The organism is Streptosporangium album (genome assembly GCF_014203795.1).
GTDB lineage: Bacteria > Actinomycetota > Actinomycetes > Streptosporangiales > Streptosporangiaceae > Streptosporangium > Streptosporangium album.
The window spans coordinates 58,090-83,006 of record NZ_JACHJU010000004.1 but is presented as its reverse complement, the minus strand read 5'-3'; the positions used below and the strand labels follow the sequence as shown (position 1 = coordinate 83,006).

General features: G+C 69.4%; 12 protein-coding genes and 1 pseudogene (1 of these 13 running past the window's edge). 12 read left to right on the top strand and 1 reads right to left on the bottom strand.

Going from position 1 to position 24,917, the window contains the following annotated elements; translation table 11 throughout:
* Nucleotides 1-164 precede the first annotated feature (164 nt).
* Nucleotides 165-593, bottom strand: coding sequence for an IS200/IS605 family transposase (gene tnpA / locus FHR32_RS34215; RefSeq protein WP_184753172.1), 429 nt, complete (start codon nt 591-593; stop codon nt 165-167).
* A 24-nt stretch (nt 594-617) separates the two neighbouring features.
* Here tnpA and FHR32_RS34210 point away from each other — a divergent pair, with 24 nt between their 5' ends.
* The 12 genes and pseudogenes from FHR32_RS34210 to FHR32_RS45050 form a co-directional block, all read left to right on the top strand.
* Nucleotides 618-1,481 carry a transposase gene (locus FHR32_RS34210; RefSeq protein ID WP_184758702.1) on the top strand — a complete coding sequence of 288 codons (864 nt, stop codon included), beginning with the start codon at nt 618-620 and terminating at the stop codon, nt 1,479-1,481.
* 90 nt (nt 1,482-1,571) lie between these two features.
* Complete coding sequence (locus tag FHR32_RS34205) at nt 1,572-2,828, top strand: IS256 family transposase (RefSeq protein WP_184752199.1); 1,257 nt, start codon at nt 1,572-1,574, stop codon at nt 2,826-2,828.
* A 54-nt stretch (nt 2,829-2,882) separates the two neighbouring features.
* A pseudogene (locus FHR32_RS34200) lies at nt 2,883-3,203 on the top strand (RNA-guided endonuclease InsQ/TnpB family protein); the annotation flags it as partial.
* A gap of 75 nt (nt 3,204-3,278) precedes the next feature.
* Entirely contained in the window at nt 3,279-6,023 is a 2,745-nt protein-coding gene (locus FHR32_RS46280) for a helix-turn-helix transcriptional regulator (RefSeq protein WP_312882831.1), read from the top strand.
* Nucleotides 6,024-6,199: 176 nt separating this feature from the next.
* A complete protein-coding gene (locus FHR32_RS34190; protein WP_184758700.1) occupies nt 6,200-6,841 on the top strand; it encodes a DUF742 domain-containing protein in 642 nt (213 codons plus the stop codon).
* 292 nt (nt 6,842-7,133) lie between these two features.
* On the top strand, nt 7,134-9,788 hold the full coding sequence (locus FHR32_RS34185; protein WP_184758699.1) for an AAA family ATPase: 2,655 nt from the start codon (nt 7,134-7,136) through the stop codon (nt 9,786-9,788).
* The gene (locus tag FHR32_RS34180; RefSeq protein ID WP_184758698.1) at nt 9,781-12,576 is read left to right on the top strand and encodes a helix-turn-helix transcriptional regulator; all 2,796 of its coding nucleotides are present in this window, start codon (nt 9,781-9,783) and stop codon (nt 12,574-12,576) included. The genes FHR32_RS34185 and FHR32_RS34180 overlap by 8 nt, the downstream gene beginning before the upstream one ends.
* A 271-nt stretch (nt 12,577-12,847) precedes the next feature.
* Nucleotides 12,848-13,540: a LuxR family transcriptional regulator gene (locus FHR32_RS34175; protein ID WP_221466638.1), complete on the top strand. Its 693-nt coding sequence runs from the start codon at nt 12,848-12,850 to the stop codon at nt 13,538-13,540.
* Between the two features lie 35 nt (nt 13,541-13,575).
* On the top strand, nt 13,576-13,785 hold the full coding sequence (locus FHR32_RS46275) for a DUF5988 family protein (RefSeq protein ID WP_221466637.1): 210 nt from the start codon (nt 13,576-13,578) through the stop codon (nt 13,783-13,785).
* Between the two features lie 116 nt (nt 13,786-13,901).
* The gene (locus tag FHR32_RS34165) at nt 13,902-14,381 is read left to right on the top strand and encodes a cold-shock protein (protein WP_184758697.1); all 480 of its coding nucleotides are present in this window, start codon (nt 13,902-13,904) and stop codon (nt 14,379-14,381) included.
* Between the two features lie 121 nt (nt 14,382-14,502).
* Nucleotides 14,503-15,534 (top strand): GDP-mannose 4,6-dehydratase, encoded by a 1,032-nt coding sequence (locus tag FHR32_RS34160; protein WP_184758696.1) that lies wholly within the window; start codon nt 14,503-14,505, stop codon nt 15,532-15,534.
* A gap of 107 nt (nt 15,535-15,641) precedes the next feature.
* Nucleotides 15,642-24,917, top strand: the 5' end (the start) of a protein-coding gene (locus tag FHR32_RS45050) for a type I polyketide synthase (protein WP_184758695.1). 18,528 nt of this gene lie beyond the right edge of the window; only the first 9,276 of its 27,804 coding nucleotides appear in the window; its start codon is at nt 15,642-15,644; its stop codon lies off the right edge, out of view.

Sequence of the window (24,917 nt, the reverse complement as noted above, 5' to 3'; positions counted from 1 at the left end):
GTGTTCACCACAGGTCGCCGTCGGTTTAGGCCCTCTTTGAGGGGCGTCGGAGATTCAGCGTGATCTGGCGTGGAACCCCGGGCGTTCGCGCCCGGGAGGAAACGACAGCGCGGGAGGGCCGCCAAGGCCCGAGCGGTGTGGTGACCGGTAGGCCGTCGAGCGGCTCAGCCCGGACGTTTCTGGTTTTCGATGTACTCCTTGATGATCGATAGGGGTGCGCCGCCGCAGGAGGCGGCGAAGTACGACGGCGACCAGAAATGCCCGCCCCACAGATACTTACGGATATGTGCCGGATACTCCTTGCGGAGTAGCCGGGCAGACACGCCCTTGAGGCTGTTTACCAGCGTCGAGAGGGCGACTTTGGGTGGGTGGTGCACGAGCAGGTGCACGTGATCTTCCTCGCCGTTGAACTCGACCAGCTCCGCCCCGAAACTGTCGCACACCTCGATCATGATGTCTTCGCAGCGACGCAGAATCTCGTCGGTGAACACACCTCGCCGATACTTTGGGGTGAAGACCAAGTGGGCGTGCAGGTTGTGGACCACGGCACGGCCTCGGCGGATGTCGGGATTCGGTCCCCATCTCGGTGACATGGACCTAATGCTAGAGTGTTCGATATGAAGCTGGTGGTGCGGGTCAAGCTCCTGCCGACGCCTGAGCAGGCGGCGGCGCTGGAGGCGACTCTACGCGCGGTCAACGACGCGGCCACCTGGGTCTCGACGCTCGCCCACGACCAGCGGGTATTCCGCGATTACGACCTGCGCAAGCACGCCTACGGGCAGATCAAGGACAGGTACGGGCTGGCGGCTCAGGCCGCGCAGCATGTCATCAAGAAGGTCACCGACGCCTACGCCACGCTGCACGCCAATCTCCGCAACGGCAATGTGGGCAAGCCCGGCTCCGCGCGGCGCGAGCGGGTCCAGGCCAAGCCGATTGTCTTTCGCCCCAGCGCGGCCCAGCCGTTCGACGACCGCTGTCTGTCCTGGCAGATGGACGCGCGGACGGTGTCGATCTGGACCACCTGGGGGCGAATGAAGAGCGTGGCGTTCACCGCCTCGGCCGATCAGCTCAAGACGTTGGCCGCCTACCGCAAGGGCGAATCGGACCTCGTATACCGCGATGGCATGTGGTTCCTCATCGCTACCTGCGACCTGCCGGATGTGCCGGTCACCGACCCGGACGGGTTCCTCGGCGTGGATCTGGGCATCGCCGACATCGCCACCACCGACGACGGCACTCATCACTCGGGTAAAGGGCTGAACGCGGTCCGCCACCGCGACCGGGAACTGCGTCGCCGATTGCAGCGTAAGAACACCAAATCCGCGAAACGGCTGCTGAAGAAACGCCGCCGCAAAGAAGCGCGTTTCGCCGCCGACACCAACCACACCATTGCCAAACGCATCGTGACCGAGGCGACACGCACCGGGCAAGGTATCGCCCTGGAAGTTCACGTCCAGGGAGATGGTGTGCGGGTGATCTAGGCCTGGCGTTGGCACGGGTGAGATCCATGTGACAAGAGACGGCCACTCCGTAATCCTTCGATTCGCTCATACCAACACGAAGGGGACGAAGTGGCCGTCAATGACATTGTGCCCGCTGCCGGGGAGTACTTGGAAGACACCCTGGCCGCGGCGAGTCCGGACCTGCTGCGCACGATGATCCGGGAGTTCGCGCAGCGGATGATGGATGCCGAGGTCGAGCAGCTGTGCGGCGCCGGCTACGGCGAGATCAGCAGCGAGCGGGTCAACACCCGCAACGGCTACCGTACGCGGCCGTGGGACACCCGGGCCGGGAGCATCGAACTGGCCGTGCCCCGGCTACGACAGGGCTCCTACTTCCCGGACTTCCTGCTGGACAAGCGACGCCGGGCCGAGCGGGCGCTCACCTCGGTGGTGGCGACTTCCTACCTGCTCGGGGTGTCGACGCGGCGGGTGGAGAAGCTGGCCGAGGCGATGGGCATCACCTCGTTGTCGAAGTCGCAGGTCTCGGCGATGGCCGCCGAACTCGACGGCATGGTGGAGCAGTTCCGGTCCCGGCCGCTGGACGCCGGCCCGTACACCTTCGTCTGGATCGATGCCCTCACGCAGAAGGTCCGCGAAGGCGGCCGGACGGTGACCGTGCACGCCCTGGTCGCCACCGGTGTCAACGCCGACGGCCTGCGCGAGATCCTCGGCCTGGACGTCGTCTCCAGCGAGGACGGCGCGGGTTGGCCGGCGTTCCTGCGCGGCCTGGTCGCCCGCGGCCTGTCCGGCGTGCTGATGGTGACCTCCGACTGCCACGCCGGGCTGCGCGACGCGATCGCCTCCACTTTGCCGGGCGCATCCTGGCAGAGGTGTCGAACCCACTACGCGCGAAACTTGATCACGCGCGTTCCGAAGTCGGCCCAGCCATGGGTGGCCACCATGCTGCGCACCATCTTCGAGCAGCCTGACGCCGAGTCGGTCTATGCCCAGCATCGTCATGTCGTGCAGGTACTGGAGGCCAAGTACCCGAAGGCGGCCGAGCATCTGGACGAGGCCCGCGAGGACATCTTGGCCTTCGCCGCCTTCCCCAAAGCCGTCTGGCGTCAGACGTGGAGCAACAACCCTCAGGAGCGCCTGAACAAGGAGATCAGGAGGCGGACCGACGTCGTCGGTATCTTCCCCAACCGCGACTCGATCGTCCGGCTCGTCGGCGCGGTACTGGCCGAGCAGAACGACGAGTGGACCGAACAGCGCCGCTATATGGGGCTGGAGGTCCTCGCCGAGTGTCGCAAGAACACCGATTCACCCGATTCTAAAAATAAGACAAACGATGCTAAAGTGACTATTGAGGCGATTGCTTCCTAATAGTCACCGATTACGGGTGGCCTTCTCAAACACCACCTCCCTGGACGCGGCCCCCTGGAAGATCTCCAGGGCATCCGCGACCGGGTACGGCTCCGTAAGCCCCAGCGGGTCACGCTGCATTCGTGGAGCTTCCACCGGCTCGGCCGGTTCATCGCCTACAAGGCGGCCCGTGCCGGTGTCGCTCTGGTCTACGTGGACCCGGCCTACACCTCGCAAGGCTGCTCGGCCTGCGGGCACGTGGACAAGAAGAACCGGCCCGACCAGGAAACCTTTCTCTGTACGTCGTGCGGCTTCGCTGAGCACGCCGACGTCAACGCAGCTCGTAACATCGCCGCACGCGGTGTCACAAGCTGGGCAGTGAGTCACGCTGCCTGACGCGGACCAAACCGTCGAAGCCACCGACGGCGAGGAGCTGCAAGCTCAGTCCTTCAGGGCTGAGAAGCTGACGCTATGAAGCATGCTCTGTGTGCCGGACCGATGCGAGGGTACTCCTGGATCAGGATGGTGAGCATGTCGGGACGAATCACCCCTGGCGCGGCCGGGTTGGTGGGCAGGGCGGCCGAGGTGCGTGCGCTCGTGTCCGGGTTGGATCAGGCCGCGCAAGGGCAGGCACGCATGATCCTGATCCGGGGATCGGCTGGGTCCGGCAAGACCGCTGTGCTGGACGCCTTGGAGGGGCATGCCCGGGGCGCCGGAGCGGTGGTTCTGCGTAGCTCGTGCTCGGCCGCTGACACCCGCCGACCATGGCATGCAGCGGAGAGTCTGTTCGGTGGAGTGCCGAGTCATGCCGAACGCCCTGCTGTTCCGCTGTCGCAGCGGTTGCTCCGGCGGGTCAGTGAGGCGGCTGCGTCGGGGCCAGTGGTGATCATGCTCGACGACACACAGTGGTGTGACGAAGAGTCGCTGGCGTGGCTGGATTTCCTCATGAATCGCGGGCATCGGCTGCCGTTGCTTATCGTGCTCGCGCAGCACCGCGGTGTCGGCGGGCGTGGGCACCTCACCATCGATCTCGGGTCGTTGCTCGATGAGGATGCCGGCGAGTTGGCCCGGCGGTGGTTGGGCGTCGTGCCTGATGAGCCGTTCGCAGGGGTCTGCAATCGCGTGTGCCGTGGAAATCCGTCGCTTCTTGTGCGGCTGTTCGAGCGGTTGAGCATGGAGGGTGACCGGAGTGAGCGTAGGGCCCGGGAGCTTGGCGCTGAACTCTTTGCCAGGCACGCGCTGGCGGTTCTCGACCGGCAGCCCGAGTACGTCCGCAAGGTCGTGGAGGCTGTTGCCGTCCTGGGTCAGGCCGATGAGGAACTGGTGGGCATGCTGGGCGCGGTCTCGGAGCCGCTGGTCGCCGCCGCGATCGGCATCCTGCGTGGCGAGGAGGTCATCGACGCCGGCCTGGCGGATCTGAACGACGATCAGATGCGTTCCAGGGTGCTGAGCGCGATGTCGGTCGGCGCCCTGGAGCGGTTGCGGAGGCTGGCCGCCCGGCTGCTCAACGATGGTGGCCGACCGGTCGAGGAGATCAGTGCGCAACTGGTGCTGCTGCCCAGGCTTCCGGAACCCTGGATGCTGAACGTGCTCCGTGAGGCGGCGCGCGGTGCCGAGCGGGACGGGTCGGTGGTGATGGCGGCGCGTTACCTGCGACAGATGGTCGTGGCTGATCCCGCAGACATCGACGCGCGGGCCGACCTGGCGCGGCTGGTCGGGCTTGACGATCCGACGGGGGCGTACGCGATGCTCCACGCCTGGATCGAGGGGACCGATGACCGGCGGGGGAGGGCGCGGCTCGCGGCCCAGCTCGCCAAGGTCGCGCCGTCCGTCGGCAAGGAGGTGGAGGCGGTCTCGATCCTGAGCGACATCCTGCCGGAACTCGACGACGACCATGAGCTGCGGACGTTGGTTCAGTCGGCGCTGTTGCTGATCGGGGGGTGCCGCCGGTCCAGCAGGGTGATCTCCGAGCGCGTGATGGCGATGGGGCCGCCGGAGGCGCATGTCGCGGGCGAGCGGGAGTTGCTCGCTACGCGGTCGATGATCTCCGCGATGTCCGGATCTGCGTCGCAAGCGTGTGTCGCGCTGGCCCGCCAGGCATTGAGCGGGGCGGATGTCAGCTGGGCATTGGGTCCCGCCGCGTGTGTACTCTCGTTCGCCGACGAGGTCGAGGAAGCGGTTCAGGCAGTGGATCGGATGATCGTGTACGCCACGGAGCATGGGGACGACTGGGCCAGGACGATGGCCCTGTCGACGCGCTCTCTGATCCTGGGCGAGGCGGGTGACCTCGGCCGGGCCCTGATGGACGCGACCCGTGCCGTCGGGCTGGCCGATGAGCGCTCATGGTCGAGGGGCGGTACGGCGCCGCGTACGGCTCTGGCTGCCGTGCTCGCCCAGCGGGGCGACATCGGTCAGGCCGCTTCCGTCCTGGCCGAGCTGACCGCGCTCGATGTGGAGGAGTCGCTCCTCGACTACCCGCGGGCGCTGATGACGAGGTCGCATCTGGCGGCGTCGCGGGGTGACCTCGTAGGCGCGCTGGTCTCACTGACCGCCTGCGGGGCGCTGCTGGCCGAGACCGGGGTCAGGAATCCGAGATTCGTCCCGTGGTGGTTGGACGCGGCATGTCTGCTCGCTGACCTGGACCGCAGGAACGAGGCGGCGGAGTTCGTCGAGCAGGGCGAGCAACTCGCCGCGGCCTGGGGCACAATATCCGCCCGGGGATTCGCCCTGCTAGCGAGGGGGGCGATCACCGAAGGGAGTGCTGGGGCGGAGGTGCTCGCGGAGTCGGTGGAGACGCTGGCGGGTACCCCGGCTCGCTGGTATCTGGTTCGGGCCGAAACCCTGCTCGGCGAGGCGCTGCTGCGCATGGACGATCGCGAGGGTGCTCGGGGGCATTTCCGCCAGGCCGTGTACGTGTCGGTGCGGTGCGGGTTCCGCGCGCTGGCCGCGAAGGCGCGGGATCGGCTCGTCGCCGCGGGCGGCTGGATGTTCCAGGGCGAGGACGTCCTGACCACGGCAGAGCGGCGCGTCGCGGAACTCGCGGCGTCCGGCGCCACCAACCGGGAGATCGCCCGGACTCTGAGCATCGCCGTACGCACGGTCGAGATCCACCTGACCAGCATCTTCCGCAAGCTGGACGTGAGCGGGCGAGCGGATCTGGGGTGGGCGCTGGACACGCTTCACGAAATGGGCCGGGACCGGGCCAAGGCCAGGTGACATCGCCGTTGATCGCAGAACACTGCGCAAACACCTAGGTGATGACGGGGACAATCAACGGACTTTCGTAGTGGCCACGACCGCGCGACGAAGTCGGGGGGACGGATGGAGGTGCCCAGGTCACCTTTCCGCCGTCGCGCGAGCTCGATCTTCCGAGAGCAGGTGAGGTTTCCGCGATGTCCGCGCACAGGAGGCAACGACGGCGACACGCTGACGGACCGCGGTTCCACCCGCTCGCCTTCGGCGGCTGGGGTGATTACAAGACCTGGGCCGAACACCAGTTCCTGCCCAAGCCGATAGAAGACCTGCCGGATGGTGACGCGCGGGATGGTGACGCGCGGGATGGTGACGCGCGGGATGGTGACATCGCGGTCGAAGACGCTCCGCCGGGAGACGCGCAGGAGCAGCGGCTCGACGATGGTGATCACCAGGACGTCGGGACTCCCATACCGGAAACGGATCCGGAGAGGCCGTTCGTCATGCAGCAGTCGGTCGGGCCGCGGCCGTACATCCTGCCCCTCGATGACGATTCGCTACGCATCGACTCGCTGATCTCGGTGACGCCCGAGGGCGTCCAGATGGCCCAGAGTCCCACGCTGTCCGATGATTACCGCCTGGCCTTCGACATGTGCCGGCAGCCCACGCCCGTGATCGAGATCGCGGCCCGGCTCCGGATGCCGATCGGGGTGGTGCTCGTGCTGGTCAGCAAGGCGATCGGCTGGAACCTGGTCAAGGTGCTGCCACCTGCCGAGGCGGACGGGCAGCCGTCGCTTGAGTTGATCATCCGGGTGTACGAGGGGTTGCGCCGGCTGAACTGAGGCCGAGGCGCTTCCTGACACTTCTGCGTGCTGTTCTGCATGGTTCGGTTTGCTTGGCGCGGCTTGGATTGACGGTGAAGAGACAAGCGTTGAGCCTGCCCGCTCCGGCAGGGGTGATCGCAGACAAACAAAGGTGATCAAATGCAAACCAACGCCTAATTGCTTGCAAAACCCAACAGGAGATGACTAAAGTTTGCTCACTAGGCGATTGAGATGCTTGAACTCAGGCGCATGCATCGTCGATTCGAGGTGCCGGATGCCCAGCGGAAGTGGACAGATAGTCGGAGCGGTCGTGACGACTGGGCTGGCTGGGCAGAAAAGCACGGAGGCTGGCGCCCGCTGGAGCGGTGCCGCACCGGAGGTCCTGGCCGAGCGCGAGGAGCAGTTGGACCGGTTGGGCGGGCGGCTGAACGAGCTGCAGCATGGACGGTCCGGCATGGTGACCGTGCTCGGAGAGCCGGGCACCGGAAGGAGCGCCCTGCTCAGGGCGGTTGTCGCACGTGCCAAGGAGGCCGCGTTGCCGGCTGTCCTGGCCCGCTGCTCACCCGCTGAGGCCGATCTCCGCTATGGCGTGGTCTCGCAGATCGCCTCCGGGCTGGCCGGTGCCGGCTATCCGGCCTTCTCCCGCCGGTTGTGGGCGGAGGGTCGGCAGGCCCTGATCCCGGTGTTGTGCGGGGAACTCGCGGCCCTGGCCAGGAAGCAGCCGCTGCTGATCGCTCTGGACGATGCCCAGTGGGCGGACGCGGAGTCGAAGGCGTGGCTGGCGGCCATGGCATCGCGGCTGCGCTATGTTCCGGTGCTCCTGGTTCAGGTCGCTGGTCAAGAGAGCACCAGTGTAGTGAGGGTGCCGCCGCTGTCCGAGCGGGGAGTCCGGCAGGTGATCGTCTCCCGCTACGCCGGCCCCGTCGACGAGGCGTTCGTGACCGCCGCCACCGAGGCCACGGGAGGCAGCCCGGCAGCCCTGTCGGCCATCCTCGACCAGTTCGAGCTGCCGCCCATCGCGCGGTATGTCCCGGTTCTGCGGGAGCTGGCCGGACGGGTGCGCGGTGACCGGATGGCAGCGTCCCTCGCCTGCCTGCCCGCCGACGCTCTCGCCTTGCTCCGGGTGATGGCGGTCGGGGAATGCGGTCTCGGGTTCGGGCTGCTCACGGCTCTGGCCCCGCCGAGCGCGATCTCGCCTGAGCAGGCGCTGTCGGTCCTCGTGCGATTGGGCCTGGTGACCGGCGGAGAGTATCCGCACCCGGTCAGCCCGCTCGTCGCCGACCTGGCGCTGGCCGGGATGAGCGTGGGGGAGCGGCAGACGCTGGCCAGGCGCGCGGTCGAGCTCGGGCACCGGGCGGTGATTCCGGAGGACCGGCTGGCTCGGTTGCTACTCAACGCGCCGCCGGTCGGAGCCGGGTGGGTGGTGAACCTGCCGGGCGTCGACGCCGGTTGGGTGGTGAACCTGCTGCGCCGAGTGGCCGGGAGACGCCGGCTCGACGGTGACTACGAGGGTGCGGCGGCCCTGCTCGGCCGGGCGTTGCGGGAGCCGGTCGGAGGCGAGCAGCGGCAGCGGCTGATCATCGAGCTGGCGATGAGCGAGGTAGGCCACAGCCCGGCGGCGAGCGACCGGCGGTTCCAGCAGGTGCTGCTGAACAGCGGACCCGAGGTCCCGGTCTCGGTGCTCGTCCAGGCGGCCGATCTGCTCAACGCCAGGGGTGACGCGCCGGCCACGCTACGGGCTGTCGCGGCGGCCTGTGCGCGGCACGAGGGCGGTGGAACGGACGTCGGGCCGCTGGCGGCCATCGGCTGGCTGGCAGACAACGACTGCATGGCCGATGCGGGGCTGCCCGTGCGGTCGTTCCCGAACCCGTCCGACCGGTCGGCGGATCCGGTTGTGGCGGGGATCGCGGCCTGGAGGCTGGCCGCCCGCGGCCGGTCGAGGTCCAGGTCGCGGGAGCTGGCCAGGGCGGCCCTGCAGTTCAAGGGCGAGGATCAGCCGTTCGGCCCGAGGATTCACGCAGCCAGGGCGTTGCACATGGCCGATGACGTGGCCGAGGCGGTGATCGGGCTGGACGAGGTCCTGGCTGATGCCCGGCGGTGTGGCGCGCCGGTGCCTGCCGCGCTGGCGCTGCTCCAGCGCAGCCGTTGCGAGATGCAGCGGGGAAACCTGGGGCAGGCGGTGTGCGACTTCGAGGCGGCCAAGGCGGAGCTGTCCCTCAACTCGTGGCACCCGCGGGTGCTGCCGTCCTTCGTCGCGTTGGAGGCGTGCCTGCACCTGGCGGGCCGGTCGGTGGAGGAGGCCGCGCAGGTGCTGGCGCGGCGGCTGCCCGCGGGGGCGGAGCAGGGCGCGGCCTGGGCGATGCTGCTGTTCGCACGGGCCAGCGTGCATCTGGAGCTGGCTGATCAGGAGGCGGCGCTGCGCGAGATCGACGAGTGCGGACGGGTCCTTCTGGCCAAGGGGTGGACGAATCCCGCGCTGCTGCCCTGGCGGTCGGTGGCCGCCGCGGCCAACAGCGCATGCGGGAACGGCGAGGCCGCCAGGCGGCTGGCGATGGACGCCGTCGAGCGGGCGCGCACGTGGGGCGCCCCCAGCACACTGGGGTCGGCGCACCTGAGTGCGGCGCGCGTGCTGAGCGGAGCCGAGGCGACCGGCGAACTCGAAAGCGCCGTGCGGGTTCTGAAGGACTCGGTGTCGCGCGACTCCTATGCGAGGGCACGGCGCCTGCTGGAGGAGGCCGGATCCACACCCCCGATCAATGCCACGCTGACCGCTCAGGAGGAACGCATCGCCGCACTGGCCGCCGCGGGCCGCTCCAACGCCGCCATCGCGAGCGTTCTGTCGGTGAGCCTCAGGACCGTGGAGCTGCGGCTGACCGGGATCTACCGCAAGCTCGCCATCACCGGCCGTCACGAGCTCGCCTCGCGCCTGCCCCCGATCCCGGCGGCGCGGAACGTGGGTGGTTGACTCCATGCTGCTGGAACGCGGAAAGGAACTGGCACAGGCGGAGCAGGCACTCCGCGCGACCGAGGCGGGTGACGGATCCATGATGGTGGTCATGGGCCCGCCCGGTGTCGGCAAGTCGGCCCTTCTGCGCTCCATCGCCGACGCCGCCGCTCCGCACGCGCGGGTCCTGCGCGCCGGCGGCACGCTGGTCGAGCAGAACTTCACCTTCGGCATCGCCCAGCAGCTGTTCGAACCGCTCGTGGCCGGAGTGCCGGAGGCCCGCTGGACGGCCTGCTTCGGAGGCGCGGCGAGCCTGGTGCGGGAGATGTTCTCCGACGGGTCGTGGTACATCGGCTCGTACCGGTCGCTGGCGCAGGAGTCGATCCTGTTGGGCCTGAACTCGCTCATCGTCAACCTGAGCAAGGACGAGACCCTGTTGATCGTGGTCGACGACCTCCAGTGGGTGGACGTGCCGTCCCTGCGCTGGCTGTCCTACCTGGCCAAGCGGCTGGGCAGCGCGCGGGTCCTGGTCGCCGGAGCCTTCTCGGAGGAGTGCGCGGCCTCCGACCACATGCTACTCAGGGAGATCACCGCGTCGGCGGCCCGCTCGCTGTACCCGATGCCGCTGTCGGTCGACGGAGTGCGCCGGTCGGTCAGCGAGGAATTCGGGGAGCCGTGCGACCTCGGCTTCGCCACGGCCTGTCATGAGGTGTCAGGCGGGAACCCTGCCTTGCTGGTCGCGATGCTCCGTGGACTGCGTACGGCAGGCGTGCACCCGGTCGCGTCGCAGGCGGGCGAGCTTCACACCATGAGCCAGCCCTTCCTGCTCGACCGGCGCATGTTCTGCCTCAGCATCCAACCACCGATGGTCAGGGATCTGGCACAGGCGATGGTCGTGTTCGGAGACCTGGCGGAGCCGGAGCTCGTCAGCGAGCTCGCAGGTCTGGACAGCATCGACTACAAGTCCGCGACGCAGACCCTCGACCGCCTCGGCCTGCTCGCCCGCGGACGCTTACCGCGCCTGGTTCACCAGAGCCTACGGCACGGCATCGAATCGGCGATGAGCGTCAGCACGCGGACCCTGATGCACCGCCGGGCGGCGACGCTGCTCCACGTTGCAGGGCACTCAGCGCAGCAGGTCGCCGACCAGCTCCTGCTGGTCACCTCCGGCTACGAGCCGTGGGAGATCGATACCCTGCGCGCGGCCGCCGGTGCCGCACTCGAACACGGTTCCGCGCGGGAGGCGGTGCGCTACCTCCGGCACACGCTGCTGCACAGCCCGCCCGACAGCGAGGTCCGAGGCCAGCGCCTGGTCGATCTGGCCGCGGCCGAGCGGGGGTTCGACCTGGCGTCCTCGGTCACGCACATCGCGCAGGCCGTACCGATGCTCACCTCGGCGACGGAGCGGGCGGCGGCGGCACTGTGGATCCCGCCCTCGCTCGGCGCGGTCAACCCGTCGCTGGGCGCGCTCGTCCAGGACGCGGCGTGCTGGTTCCACGGTCTGGGACCGGCCTACGACCGGAGCGAACTGGGCCTTCGGCTGGAGGCTCGCGCGCGCTATCTCCGGATGCAGGATGCTGCGGAGCTCGGCGCGGCGTTCGACCGGTTGGCGGGGTTCGGAGCGGATGTGCCGATCTCCACCGGTGCGGGGCGGGAGTTGCTGGCCGTACTGGCGTATGCGGCTGCCGTCAGCGGCGGCTCCACGGCCGGGGAAACCTCCGCCCTGGCCGCCCGGATCCTGGAGCGGGAGCCGAGGCACACCGGGTACGCCTACACCGCCCTCCCACTGCTGGTCCCGGCCCTGGTCCTCGCCGACGCGGCGGCGCCCGCCGCCCAGTGGCTGGACGTGGTGCGCGACCAGGCCCAGCATCAGGGGCTCGACGGCGTCACCGCGCTGGTCAACGCGCAGCGGAGCATGATCCTCAGGGCGTCGGGGCAGCCGGCCCAGGCGAAGAGCGCCGCGATGAGCGTGGTCGACAACTCCGACCCGGCCTGGCCGGAGGCGACGACGCTGTCGATCTGGACGCTCGCCCTGATCGCGCTTGACACGCGGGACGTCGAGCTGGGCGAGCGGGTGATCGGGCTGAGCCCGGAGAGCGGAGACCTCCGGGTGGTCGTCGCGCATCGCATGGTGCGGGGGATGCTGGACGCGGTGCGCGGCGATCTGCCCGCGGCGCTCGACAGATTCCTCGACAGCGGCAAGCAGCTGTCGCGGTGCGGGTGGACGAACCCGGCGCTGTACCCCTGGCGGGTGTGGGCCGCCGCGATCAGTCACCGGCTCGGGCGCACCCAGGCCGCCGCCGCACTGGCCGACGAGGAGCATGCCATCGCACGGTCGTGGGGCGCACCCGCGGCGTACGGCCGCGCGCTGCGGTTGCGCGGCGTGATCACCCCGGGTGAGGAGGGTGTCGATCTCCTCCGTCGGGCCGCCGACACGCTTCGCCTTTCCGGAGACCGGATCGAGCTGTCCGGGACGCTCATGGCGCTCGGCGGGAGGCTGGGTTCCACCGACGCGGACGAGTTCGTTTCCGAGGGCAGGAGAATCGCCGAGGAATGCGGCGTTTCGTGGGCCGAGGATTCAGAATCGTACGGCCCGGCGCTGCGACTTGTCGCGCTGGAACGCGGTGAGCTGACCAAGACCGAGGAAGCGGTCGTGGCTTTCGTGTTGCAGGGCTGGACGAACCAGCAGATCGCCGATTCTTTCGGCGTGACCCGGCGTGCCGTGGAAAAGAGCCTGACGAGCACGTATCGCAAGCTCAGGGTTGGCGGCAGGGCGGCGCTCGTCGAAGAATTGAGCGCGGACAAATAGACTCGGTGCGTCCTGGAGCGCAATTAGTCATTCACGCATGGCGGCCGGCCTGCCATGCGTTCAAATTTGCCTGGAGTTCGGTACCGAACACGGCGGGGAGGCCGCGCCGCAAGCTCCGAACCGTCCGTTCTGCATACCACAGTCTTTCGCCGGTTGTCTGCAGTTTCATTGACTGGTTTCGGGGCGGTTAATACGATGTAAACAGGTGCTTTCGATCGTTGCTTCGAAGCTAACAGAGCATTGATTGTCGCCGGAGGAGAGTGGTCGTCAGATGAGCATTGATGTCGGAGCCGCCCTCATTGATGGGGAACTGGAACTTCTCCAGGACGGGCAAGAGGTCCACGACGGTATCGATCAGTACCGGTCATTTATGGACCGGTCGGGGATATGCGTGGCGAGTCTCGACCACGGGACCAGGGTGATCGAGGCGAACCTCGAATTCACCCGGCAGTTCGGGCGGTCGCTGGCGGACATCCGCGGTCGGGCGTTCTGTGAGCTGCTGCATCCGAGCGTCCGCGACAAGCTGGGCCAGCAGTTCGTCCATCTAATGGATCACCAGCGCGCCAGGTTCGAAGGCCGCGTGATCGCCGTACGGCCGGACGACACCGTGCTCGGTGGCGAGCTCACCGGCCTCGCGCTGCACGGGGAGGCCGGCTATGTCGAGAGCGTCATGGTGCTGGTACGGCCCGACAGGGAGCACAGAGACGACCTGCTGATCGGCAGGAAGAAGCTGCTGAGCACCATGGAGGCGCGCGTCATCGAAGGGGTCGCGGCGGGCGTGTCGACCGTGCAACTGGCCTCGATGCTCTACCTGAGCCGCGGCGGGGTGGAATATCACGTGTCGACGCTGCTGCGAAAGCTGAAGGCCAGCAATCGCCCGGCCCTGATCTCCAAAGCATATTCCATGGGTATTTTCCGGCTCGGCTCCTGGCCGCCCCGGGTGCTGCCCGAGTTCGTGAAATAGGTCCAGGGAACTGCCATTTTGATGGAGGTGTCATCGTGACCAGTACTCGAATCGTGCTCGACGGTGGACCGCAGTGCTCGTTCAAATACGGCCACGTCCGGCTGTCGGGCGACGGACAGGAGAAAGTGAAGATCATCCTCGGCGCCGGGTACGAGCACTTCGTGCACACTGGCGAATTCGTGGTGATCGACGGGGAGAATCTCCCGGTGTTCCAATGGTCCGAACGAACGAAAATAGCCGAGTAGGCGAAGTCCGTCGGTTCAGGATGCAAAGTTTCATATCGCCCGCGATCCGACTCACGGCCGAGCCTAGAGCGGATCACGGGCGATTCTCGTGGTGGTTCTTTTCGTGAGGTGTGGTCATGGCGACAGGTAAGGTCATCAGCTTCGACGGATTCCGTGGTTACGGTTTCATCGCCCCGGACAGGGGCGGCGAAGACGTTTTCATGCATGTCAACGATCTGGACGGCGACAAGAGTCTCGCCTCGGTCGACGCGCGGGTTGAATTCATGGTCGAGAACGGAGGAAAGGGACTCAAAGCCTCACACGTACGCGTGCTGGAGCAGCCGATCACCCCGTCCCCTCTGCCGAGAGCCGCACCGAAGCCCATCCCGACACCTGCGACGATCGCGTCGATGGTGTCCCCGGGACCTGCCGTCGTCGCGCCCGATCGCCAGGCGGACGACTCCGGCTTCTGCGACGTGCTGTCGGTCAAGGAATTCACGCAGGAAATCACGGAAGCCGTACTCACCGCCGTTCCCGCGATGAACGCGGAGCAGATTCTTCGCGTCCGCACCTGCTTCATCGGCCTCGCGCAGACACACGGCTGGGTCGAAGCGTAGCGCCCACGGCTTTCCGCCGGCGCCGGGCCGACTCGATTCCCGCTGTGGGCGCACCGTCGGCGCGTTCACGGTGGCGATGGTCCCGATCGAGTTCTCGTCCGCGGTGCTGAAAGGAAAACGCATGTCCAGGCGCGCGTTGATCACCGGTATCACCGGCCAAGACGGCTCCTATCTTGCCGAGCATCTGCTGTCCCTGGGATACCAGGTCTGGGGGCTGATCAGAGGGCAGGCCAATCCGCGCAAGTCCCGGATCAGCCGCCTCGTCAGCGACCTGTGTTTCGTCAACGGCGACCTGCTGGACCAGGGCAGCCTGGTCGCGGCGGTGGACAAGGTGCAGCCCGATGAGGTCTACAACCTCGCGGCCATCTCATTCGTCCCGATGTCGTGGGAGCAGGCCGAACTGACGACCGACGTCAACGGCATGGGCGTGCTCCGCACGCTGGAGGCGATTCGCCTGGTGTGCGGGCTCGACAAGTCTCGCAACGGTAGCAGCGGCCAGATCCGCTTCTACCAGGCATCGTCCTCCGAGATGTTCGGCCAGGTCGTGGAGAGTCCGCAACACGAGATGACGAACTTCCATCCGCGCAGCCCTTACGGGGTGGCGAAGACCTACGGCCATTTCATCACCCGGAACTATCGCGAGTCGTTCGACATGTACGGCGTCTCCGGGATTCTGTTCAACCACGAATCGCCCCGCCGGGGAGCGGAATTCGTGACGCGGAAGATCTCGCTCGCCGTCGCCCAGATCAAACTCGGGTTGCAGGACAAGCTGTATCTCGGCAACCTCGACGCGGTCCGCGACTGGGGGTTCGCCGGTGACTACGTCCGCGCGATGCATCTCATGCTGCAGCAGGACGAGCCCACGGACTATGTCGTAGGCACCGGCCGTACGCACTCGGTGCACGACGCCGTCCGCATGGCCTTCGAGTGCGTCGGGCTGAACTGGCGGGACCACGTCGTCATCGACCCGGGGCTCGTGCGCCCCGCCGAGGTGGAGACCCTCTGCGCCGACCCCAGCCGGGCCAAGGCGGAGCTCGGCTGGGAGCCGAGCGTCACGTTCGAGCAGCTCATGCACATGATGGTCGAATCCGATCTCCAGAATGTCTCGCGCGAGCGGGAGCTGGGAGACCTCATCCTCGCGTCGAGCTGGTGACCGGCGCTCCACGGGGCCGGTACTAGGGATTTTCAGGCAGCCGGGCACTGAGACTGGGCTGCGCGGTTGATGGGTTGTAGCCGGTCGTCGAAAAGGGTTGAGCTGACATGGACAATGAGGCGAAACTCCGCGAATACCTGAAGCGGGCGACGGTGGACCTCCGGCGCACCCGGCAACGCGTCCACGATCTCGAAGAGCAGAACCAGCAGCCGCTTGCGATCGTCGGCATGAGCTGCCGCTACCCCGGAGGCGTGTCGTCGCCGGAGGACCTGTGGCGCCTGCTCACCGTGGGCGGTGATCCGATCTCGGAACCGCCCGCCGACCGCGGCTGGGACCTGGGCAGGTTGAGGGATCTGTACGGCAGCGCCGTACCCCGGTCGTTGACCGGTGGTTTCCTGCACGAGGCCGCGGAGTTCGACGCCGGCTTCTTCGGTATCTCGCCGCGCGAGGCGCTGGGAATGGACCCGCAGCAGCGGCTGCTGCTCGAAGCGTCATGGGAGGCGGTCGAGCGGGCGGGAATCGACCCGATCGCGCTGCGCGGCAGCCTGACCGGGGTGTTCGTCGGGGCGATGTCGTCCGACTATCGCGAGAGCCTGCCGCGCGACATCGACGCCTTCGGGATCACGGGCACGGCGAACAGCGTGTTGTCAGGCCGGGTCTCCTACACGCTCGGCCTGGTCGGCCCGGCCGTCACGGTGGACACGGCCTGCTCGTCTTCCCTGGTCGCGATGCACTGGGCCGTCCAGTCGCTGCGGACGGGCGAGTGCACGCTGGCGCTCGTCGGCGGGGTGACCGTCATGACGAACCCCAGTACCTTCACCGAGTTCAACCGCCAGGGCGGTCTTTCGCCCGACGGGCGGTGCAAGTCGTTCGCCGACGGCGCCAACGGGACAGGCTGGTCCGAAGGGGTGGGCGTCCTGGTAATCGAGCGCTTGGAGGACGCACAGCGCAACGGGCACGAGGTGCTGGCGGTCGTGCGTGGGACGGCGGTCAACCAGGACGGGGCATCCAACGGCCTGACGGCGCCGAACGGTCCGTCGCAGCAACGGGTGATCCGCGACGCCTTGGCCAACGCGCGGCTGTCGACGGCGGACATCGACGTGGTGGAGGCGCACGGGACGGGTACGACGCTGGGCGACCCGATCGAGGCCGAGGCGCTGATCTCCACATTCGGTCAGGACCGGGAGCGTCCTCTGCTGCTGGGGTCGATCAAGTCGAACATCGGTCACACCCAGGCCGCCGCGGGGGTGGCCGGTGTGATCAAGATGGTCATGGCCATGCGGAACCGGGTGCTGCCCAGGACCTTGCACGTGGACGAACCGTCGTCGCAGGTGGACTGGGACTCGGGTGTGCTGGAGTTGCTGACCGAGCAGCGGGCCTGGCCGGAGACCGGCCGTCCGTGCCGGGCGGGCGTGTCCTCGTTCGGCGTCAGCGGCACCAACGCCCACGTGGTGCTGGAGGAGGCGCCCAGGGCCGAGGTGGATGCGCAGGCGGATCCAGGCGGTGCGATGCCGGTCCTGGTGTCGGGCCGGACAGAGGAAGCGCTGCTGGCTCAGGCGGCGCGCCTTCTGGCGTATGTGGACGGTCATCCTCTGGCCGACGTGGCGTTCTCGCTGGCGACGACCCGGTCGGCCTTCGAGCACCGGGCGGCCGTGGTGGCCGCCGATCCTGACGGGTTGCGCGCCGGTCTGGCGGCGCTCGCGGACGGTGGCGTCGGCGCCGGAGTGATCAAGGGGCACGGCAGGCAGGCCAGGCTCGCCGTGTTGTTCACCGGTCAGGGGAGCCAGCGGACCGGGATGGGGCGTGAACTGGACGAACGGTTCCCGGTGTTCGCGCAGGCGCTGGACGAGGTGATCGCGAAGCTGGATCCGCTGCTCGACGGTTCGCTGTGGGAGGTGCTGTTCGCGGGACAGGCCGGGTTGCTGGACCAGACGGGGTGGGCGCAGCCGGCGCTTTTTGCTCTGGAGACGGCGTTGTTCCGGCTGGTCGAGTCGTGGGGCGTCAAGCCTGACGTGCTGGCGGGGCATTCGGTCGGGGAGATCTCGGCGGCGCATGTGGCCGGGGTGTTGTCGCTTGAGGATGCGTGCAGGCTGGTCGCGGCGAGGGCGCGGTTGATGCAGGCGCTTCCCGCCGGTGGTGCGATGGTTGCGGTGCGGGCGTCCGAGGAGGAGGTCGCTGGGTTCCTGCCGGGGGTGTCGATCGCGGCGGTGAACGGCCCGTCGTCCCTTGTGATCTCCGGGGCGGAGCAGGCGGTGCTGGAGGCGGCTGCTGTTTTGGAGGGGCGGGGTTTCCGGACGAAGCGGTTGCGGGTGTCGCATGCGTTCCATTCGTCGTTGATGGATCCGATGCTGGAGGAGTTCCGTGCGGTCGCTCGCACGCTGACCTACAATCCGCCGCGGATCCCGATCGTGTCCACGCTGACCGGAGAGCTGGCCACGGCTGAGCAGTTGTGTTCGCCGGATTACTGGGTGGACCAGGTTCGCCAGGCCGTGCGGTTCGCCGACGGCGTTCGGACGCTAGACGCGCAGGGTGTGCGGGCGTATCTGGAGCTGGGCCCCGACGGGGTGCTCACGGCGATGGCCAGAGACGCGCTCGCCGGCTTCGATGCGGTGTTGGTGCCGGCGCTGCGCAAGGATCACGATGAGCAGGGCGCGGTGATGTCGGCGCTGGCCGCCCTGCACGTATGCGGGGTGCCGGTGGACTGGAAGGCGGTGATCCCGGGCGCCCGCCGGGTGGACCTGCCCACCTATGCCTTCCAGCATCAGCGGTACTGGCCGAGCCCGTCGTCGGCGGGGGACGCCCGGGGCCTCGGTCTGGCGGCCGCGCGGCATCCGCTGCTCGGCGCCTGTGTGAGGCTGGCCGACTCCGACGAGGCGCTGCTCACCGGTCGGTTGTCCCTGGCCTCGCATCCGTGGCTGGCCGATCACGCGGTGGGCGGCACGGCGGTGTTCCCCGGCACCGGCTTCCTCGAGCTGGCCGTACGGGCCGGTGACCAGGTCGGTTGTGACCTGATCGAGGAGCTCACGCTGACAGCGCCGCTGGTGCTGGGCGAGCGGGACGCGGTGGCGGTGCAGGTGCGGGTGGGGCCCGCGGACGGCCAGGGCAGGCGCGAGCTGAGCATTCACGCCCGGCCGGACGACGCCGACGATCAGCACGACTGGGTACGGCACGCAGTCGGCCTGCTGGTGCATGGCGCTCACCCCGGTATCGGGGATCCGGCGGTGTGGCCGCCCAGAGGGGCGTCGGAGATCGACGTCGAGGGGGTGTACGGGCGGCTGGCCGAGGGCGGGCTTCGTTACGGACCGGCCTTCCAGGGGCTGCGGGCGGCCTGGAAGGGGGTGGACGGCGAGGTGTTCGCCGAGGTCGCCCTGACTGAGCAGGCGGTGGGCGCGTTCGGGATACATCCGGCGTTGCTGGACTCGGCCTTGCACGCGGTGTTGTTCGCCGGAATGCAGGGCGGCGGGCGGTTGCCGTTCTCGTGGGGTGGGGTGCGCCTGCACGCCTCCGGTGCGTCGGTGTTGCGAGTACGCCTGGTCAAGACCGGCGACGACTCGGTTTCCGTGACGGCTGTGGACGTCGCGGGGGAGCCGGTGTTGTCGGCGCGGTCACTGGTGCTGCGGCCGTTCTCGGCCGGTGACCTTCCCAGCGGCCGAGACGCGCTGTTCGCCGTGGAGTGGACCGGGTTGCCGCACCGTGTCCCGGCCGAGGCGGTGACGGACGCGGTGCTGGCGGAGATGGTCTCGGATCCGGCGGCCGGGGTGGTGGAGTCGGCGCACGAGCTGAGCGCGCGGGTTCTGAACCTGGTGCAGGAATGGCTGGCCGATGAGCCCAGCGGTGACGGCCGCCTGGTGGTGATCACTCGGGGCGCGGTGGTGGCGCGCGAGGGGGACTCGCTCACCGATCTCGCGGCAGCGGCGGTGTGGGGTCTGGTCCGCAGCGCGCAGTCGGAGAACCCGGGCCGGTTCGTGCTGGTGGACCTGGACGAGGCGTCGCCCGAGGCGCTGGCCGCTGTGCTTGCTTCCGGGGAACCGCAGGCGGCGATCCGTCAGGGCGAGATTCTGGTGCCCCGCCTGGCGCGGGTCGGTGACGATCCGGACGGCGAGTCCAGGGATGGCCGGGCGTGGGATCCCGAGGGGACCGTGCTGATCACGGGTGGCACCGGTGCTCTGGGGACGTTGCTGGCCAGGCACGTGGTGGCCGAGCGCGGGATACGGCATCTGCTATTGGCCGGTCGCCGGGGCATGGACGCGCCTGGCGCGGTGGAGCTGTGGGCCGACCTGGTCGCCAGGGGAGCCGACGTCACGATCGCCGCCTGCGACGTGGCCGAACCCAGCCAACTGGCGGCGCTGCTCGCTCTCGTGGATCCGGAGCACCCGCTGACCGCGATCATCCACGCCGCCGGGGTGCTGGACGACGGAACGATGCCGTCGTTGTCCGCCGAGCGGCTGGACGCGGTGCTGCGGCCGAAGGTGGACGCGGCCTGGCATCTGCACCGGCTCACCCGCGAGCTGGATCTGGCCGCCTTCGTCCTGCTCTCGTCGGTGGCGGGCACGGTGGGAGCCGCAGGCCAGGGCAACTACGCGGCGGCCAATGCGTTCCTCGACATGCTGGCCGAGCACCGAAGGGCAGAAGGGCTGCCCGGGGTGTCGCTCGCGTGGGGACCATGGGCGCAGGACACCGGGATGGCCGGAGCGCTGGACGACGTCCAAGCACGGCGGATGGCCCGCGCCGGGATGTCGGCGTTCACCGCAGACGAGGGACTTGCGCTGTTCGGCGTCGCCGTACGGGCAGGACGGCCGGTCGTGGCTCCGGTCAGGATCGACCTCGCCGCGGTGCGTGCGCACGGCGAGGTGCCGCACCTGCTCCGAGGGCTGGTCAGGGCGGCGCGCCGGTCGGCGGCCTCGGGGTCCGCGGCGGCCGGCGGAGCGCTGGTCCGGTGGCTGGCCGGAATGGAGCGCGCCGACGGGCTGCGGGCCGTGCTCGACATCGTGCGGACCCAGGTGGCGCTGGTGCTGGGGCACGCCTCGCCGGACCTCGTCGACGCCCGGCGGGAGTTCCGCGAGCTGGGTTTCGACAGCCTCACCGCGCTTGAACTGCGCGACGGGCTGAGCCGGGCGACGGGATTGCGCCTGCCCGCGACGCAGGTGTTCGACTACCCCACGCCGGTCGTGCTGGCGGAGTTCCTGCTCGACGAGGTGCTGGGTGCGCAGCACGACGTGGCCGTTCCCGCTGCCGTCATGCCGGTCGCCGACGACCCGGTCGTGATCGTCGGGATGAGCTGCCGCTATCCGGGGGGCGTCACCTCACCGGAGGACCTGTGGCGGCTGGTGGCCGAGGGTCGTGACGTGATCACCGGCTTCCCTGTCAACCGTGGCTGGGACCTGGGCTCGATCTACCATCCGGACGCCGACCACGCGGGCAGCTCGTACACCAGGCAGGGCGGGTTCCTGCATGACGCGGCGGAGTTCGACGCGGACTTCTTCGGGATGAGCCCGAGGGAGGCCATGGCGACGGACCCGCAGCAGCGGCTGCTCCTGGAGGCCTCCTGGGAGGCGGTCGAGCGGGCCGGGATCGACCCGGTCTCGCTCAGGGGCAGCTCGACGGGCGTGTTCGCCGGGGTGATGTACTCCGACTACAGCGGGATGCTCGGCGCGAGCGAGTTCGAGGGCTACCGGGGCACGGGGACCGCCGCGAGCGTCGTCTCCGGGCGGGTCTCCTACACGCTTGGCCTGCAGGGACCGGCCGTGACGGTCGACACGGCCTGCTCGTCCTCGCTGGTGGCGGTGCATCTGGCGACGCAGGCGCTGCTCGCGGGCGAATGCGAGCTCGCGCTGGCCGGTGGCGTGACCGTGATGGCGACGCCGGGGGCGTTCGTCGAGTTCTCCCGGCAGCGCGGGCTGTCGGCGGACGGGCGGTGCAAGTCGTTCGCCGATGCCGCCGACGGGGTGAGCTGGGCCGAGGGCGTCGGCGTGCTGGTGCTGGAGCGCCTGTCGGACGCCAGGCGCAACGGGCACGAAGTGCTCGCCGTCGTGCGCGGATCGGCGATCAACCAGGATGGCGCGTCGAACGGCCTGACCGCGCCGAACGGCCCCTCCCAACGGCGGGTGATCCGCCAGGCCCTGGCCGGAGCACGCCTGTCCCCGGCCGAGGTGGACGTGGTCGAGGGACACGGAACCGGGACCACCCTGGGCGATCCGATCGAGGCGCAGGCGCTGCTTGCGACCTACGGCAGGGAGAGGCCGGAGGACCGGCCCCTGCTGCTCGGGTCGATCAAGTCGAACATCGGGCACACGCAGGCAGCGGCGGGCGTCGCGGGCGTGATCAAGATGATCATGGCCATGCGGTACGGCATCGTGCCCAAGACCTTGCACGTGGACGCGCCGTCTTCGCACGTCGACTGGGCGGCCGGAGCGGTGGAACTGCTGACCGAGGCGCGCGAGTGGCCTGAGACGGGCCGCCCGCGCCGGGCCGCCGTGTCGTCGTTCGGCTTCAGCGGCACCAACGCCCACCTCGTCATCGAACAGGACGGCGGCGCCGGGACGCTCCCGGTCGTGAGGCAGGTGACGGGCCTGCCTCTGCCGGTTTCCGGCAGGACGGAGCAGGCGGTGCGGGAACAGGCCGCGCGGCTGCTTTCCCACCTGGAAGAGCGTCCCGACGTGGACCTGGCCGACGTGGCGTTCTCGCTGGCGACCACCCGTTCGGCCTTCGAGCATCGCGCGGCCGTGCTGGCGGAGGACCGTGACGGGGCGCTGGCCGGGCTACGGGCGCTGGCCACGGGGCGGGCGGGAGCTGTACGCGGCCAGGTCATGGACGATCGGAGGACGGCGTTCCTGTTCACGGGCCAGGGCGCTCAGCGGGTGGGGACGGGGCTGGAGCTCTACGAGCGGTTCCCGGTGTTCGCCCAGGCCCTCGACGAGGTGCTGTCCCACCTGGATCCCTCGCTGCGCGAGGCTCTCTTCTCTGACGCCGGGCTACTTGACCGTACGGAGTACACACAACCGGCGCTGTTCGCCCTCGAAGTCGCGCTCTACCGGCTGGTCGAGTCGTACGGTGTGCGCCCTGACGCGCTGGTGGGGCACTCGATCGGGGAGCTCGTCGCGGCGCACATCGCCGGGGTGCTGACGCTGGAGGACGCCTGCGTGCTGGTGACCGCGCGGGGCCGGTTGATGCAGGCGCTCCCGGCAGGCGGCGCGATGGTGGCGATTCAGGCCACCGAGGAGGAGGTTCTCGCATCGCTGGCCGGGCGGGAGTCCGAGGTGTCCGTCGCGGCGGTCAACGGCCCGATGTCAGTGGTGATCGCCGGAGCCGAGTCCGCGGTGCTGGCCGTCACGGCCGGGTGGGCCGCACGGGATCGCCGGACCAAGCGGCTGCGGGTGTCGCACGCGTTCCACTCTCCGCTCATGGAGCCGATGCTCGCGCAGTTCCAGACGGTCGCCGAGTCGATGACCTACCACCCGCCCCGGATCCCGGTCGTCTCCAACGTGACCGGTGCGCTCGCCACGGACGAGCTGTGCACGTCCGGTTACTGGGTACGGCACGTGCGGGAGGCGGTCCGGTTCCGCGACGGGATACTGGCGTTACACCAGGCCGGTGTGACCGCGTTCCTGGAGATCGGGCCGGGCGGCGTGCTCACCGCGATGGCCCAGGACGCCCTCCCCCAACAGGCGGACGCGCTGCTGGTGCCCGTGTTGCGCGGCGACGGTGATGAGCGCGTCGCCCTCATGACCGCGCTGGCCGAGCTGCACGTGAACGGCGTCGGTGTCGACTGGCGGGTCCTGGCTCGCGGGGGCCGCCGGGTGGAGCTGCCCACGTACGCGTTCCAGCACGAGTCGTTCTGGCCTGAGCCTGCCGCGAGACAGGTAGGGGATCCGGCGGACGCGCGGCTCTGGGAGGCGGTCGAGCGTGGCGACGCCGGGGACGTGGCCGCGATCCTCGGGCTGTCCCTTGAGGACCCGTCCTCGCTGGACACCCTGCTTCCCGCCCTGTCGTCGTGGCGGCGGAGCCGGGGTGAGGCCTCGACGCTCGACTCGTGGCGTTATCGCGTGGAGTGGCTGCCGCGCCGTACGCCTCCGCTCGCCGTACTGGAGGGGACCTGGCTGGTCGTGACCGCGGACGGGATCGCGGACGGCGACGTGGTCGGCGCGCTGGAGGGTCACGGGGCGCGGGTGGAGCGGTTCCCGGTGGACGGGACGGACGGCGGCCGGGCGGCGCTCGCCGACCGGCTCAGAGGGCTGGGTGAGATCTCCGGCGTGGTGTCGATGCCGGCGGAGGACGGTCTGGCGCTCACGGTCGCGCTCCTGCAGGCGCTGGGGGATGCGGAGATCGACGCGCCGCTGTGGTGCCTCACTCGTGGCGCCGTGTCCGCGACTGCCGGAGACCGGGTGACGAGCCCGCTCCAGGCGCAGGTGTGGGGTATGGGCCGGGTTGCGGCCCTGGAGCACCCGAAGCGGTGGGGCGGCCTGATCGACCTGCCCGACGTCGTCGCCGGGCGGGCAGCGCCCGGCCTGGCCGGCGTGCTGGCGGGAATGGACGGCGAGGACCAGGTCGCGGTCCGCGCAACGGGCGTGTTCGGCCGCCGGCTGCGGCGCCGTCCGGTCACCCCCGGCCAGGAGCGCTCGTCCGGCAGGGTGCCGGGTTCTGGCGGCACGGTGCTGATCACCGGTGGGACCGGCGCGCTGGGAGCGGCCACTGCGCGGTGGCTGGCGAGCGGCGGCGGCGCCGCGCGCCTGGTGTTGACCAGCCGCCGGGGCATGGACGCCCCAGGGGCGATTGAGCTGTGCGACGAGCTGGTCGCCTTGGGCGCTGAGGTGAGCGTCGTCACCTGCGACGTGGCCGACCGCGAGGCGTTGGCCGCCGTGCTGGAGGCCATCCCGGCCGACCACCCGCTCACCGGGGTCGTCCACGCGGCCGGAGTGAGCCAGGCCGTCGCCCCACTCGATCAGGCGGACGCCGCCGAGCTCGCCGCCGTGATGACCGCGAAGGTGGCGGGCGCCGCCAACCTGGCCGACCTGACCGGAGATCGCGAGCTCGACTTCTTCGTCCTGTTCTCCTCGGTCGCGGGCGTCTGGGGCGGTGCGGGACAGGGCGCCTACGCGGCGGCCAACGCCTACCTCGACGCGCTGGCCGAGCACCTGCGGGCGCGCGGTGTCGCCGCGACGTCGGTGGCCTGGGGCGCGTGGGCGGAAGCCGGGATGGCCGTGGAGGAGACCATGGCCGACTACTTACTCAGACGCGGGCTGGCCTTCCTGCCGCCCGTTCTCGCGATCAGGGAGCTGAGCCGGGCGGTCGGCGGTGAGGATGCCGTGGTGACGGTCGCCGACGTCGACTGGGACCGGTTCTATCCGGTGTTCACCTCGGCCAGGCGCAGCCACCTGTTCAGCGAA

Excerpts from the sequence above, each read along its gene's own strand:
- FHR32_RS34175 (WP_221466638.1), top strand. The coding sequence starts at position 12,848 with ATGAGCATTGATGTCGGAGCCGCCCTCATTGATGGGGAACTGGAACTT.
- FHR32_RS34210 (WP_184758702.1), top strand. The coding sequence starts at position 618 with ATGAAGCTGGTGGTGCGGGTCAAGCTCCTGCCGACGCCTGAGCAGGCG.
- FHR32_RS46280 (WP_312882831.1), top strand. The coding sequence starts at position 3,279 with ATGAAGCATGCTCTGTGTGCCGGACCGATGCGAGGGTACTCCTGGATC.
- FHR32_RS34160 (WP_184758696.1), top strand. The coding sequence starts at position 14,503 with ATGTCCAGGCGCGCGTTGATCACCGGTATCACCGGCCAAGACGGCTCC.
- tnpA (WP_184753172.1), bottom strand. The coding sequence starts at position 593 with ATGTCACCGAGATGGGGACCGAATCCCGACATCCGCCGAGGCCGTGCC.
- FHR32_RS34165 (WP_184758697.1), top strand. The coding sequence starts at position 13,902 with ATGGCGACAGGTAAGGTCATCAGCTTCGACGGATTCCGTGGTTACGGT.
- FHR32_RS34190 (WP_184758700.1), top strand. The coding sequence starts at position 6,200 with ATGTCCGCGCACAGGAGGCAACGACGGCGACACGCTGACGGACCGCGG.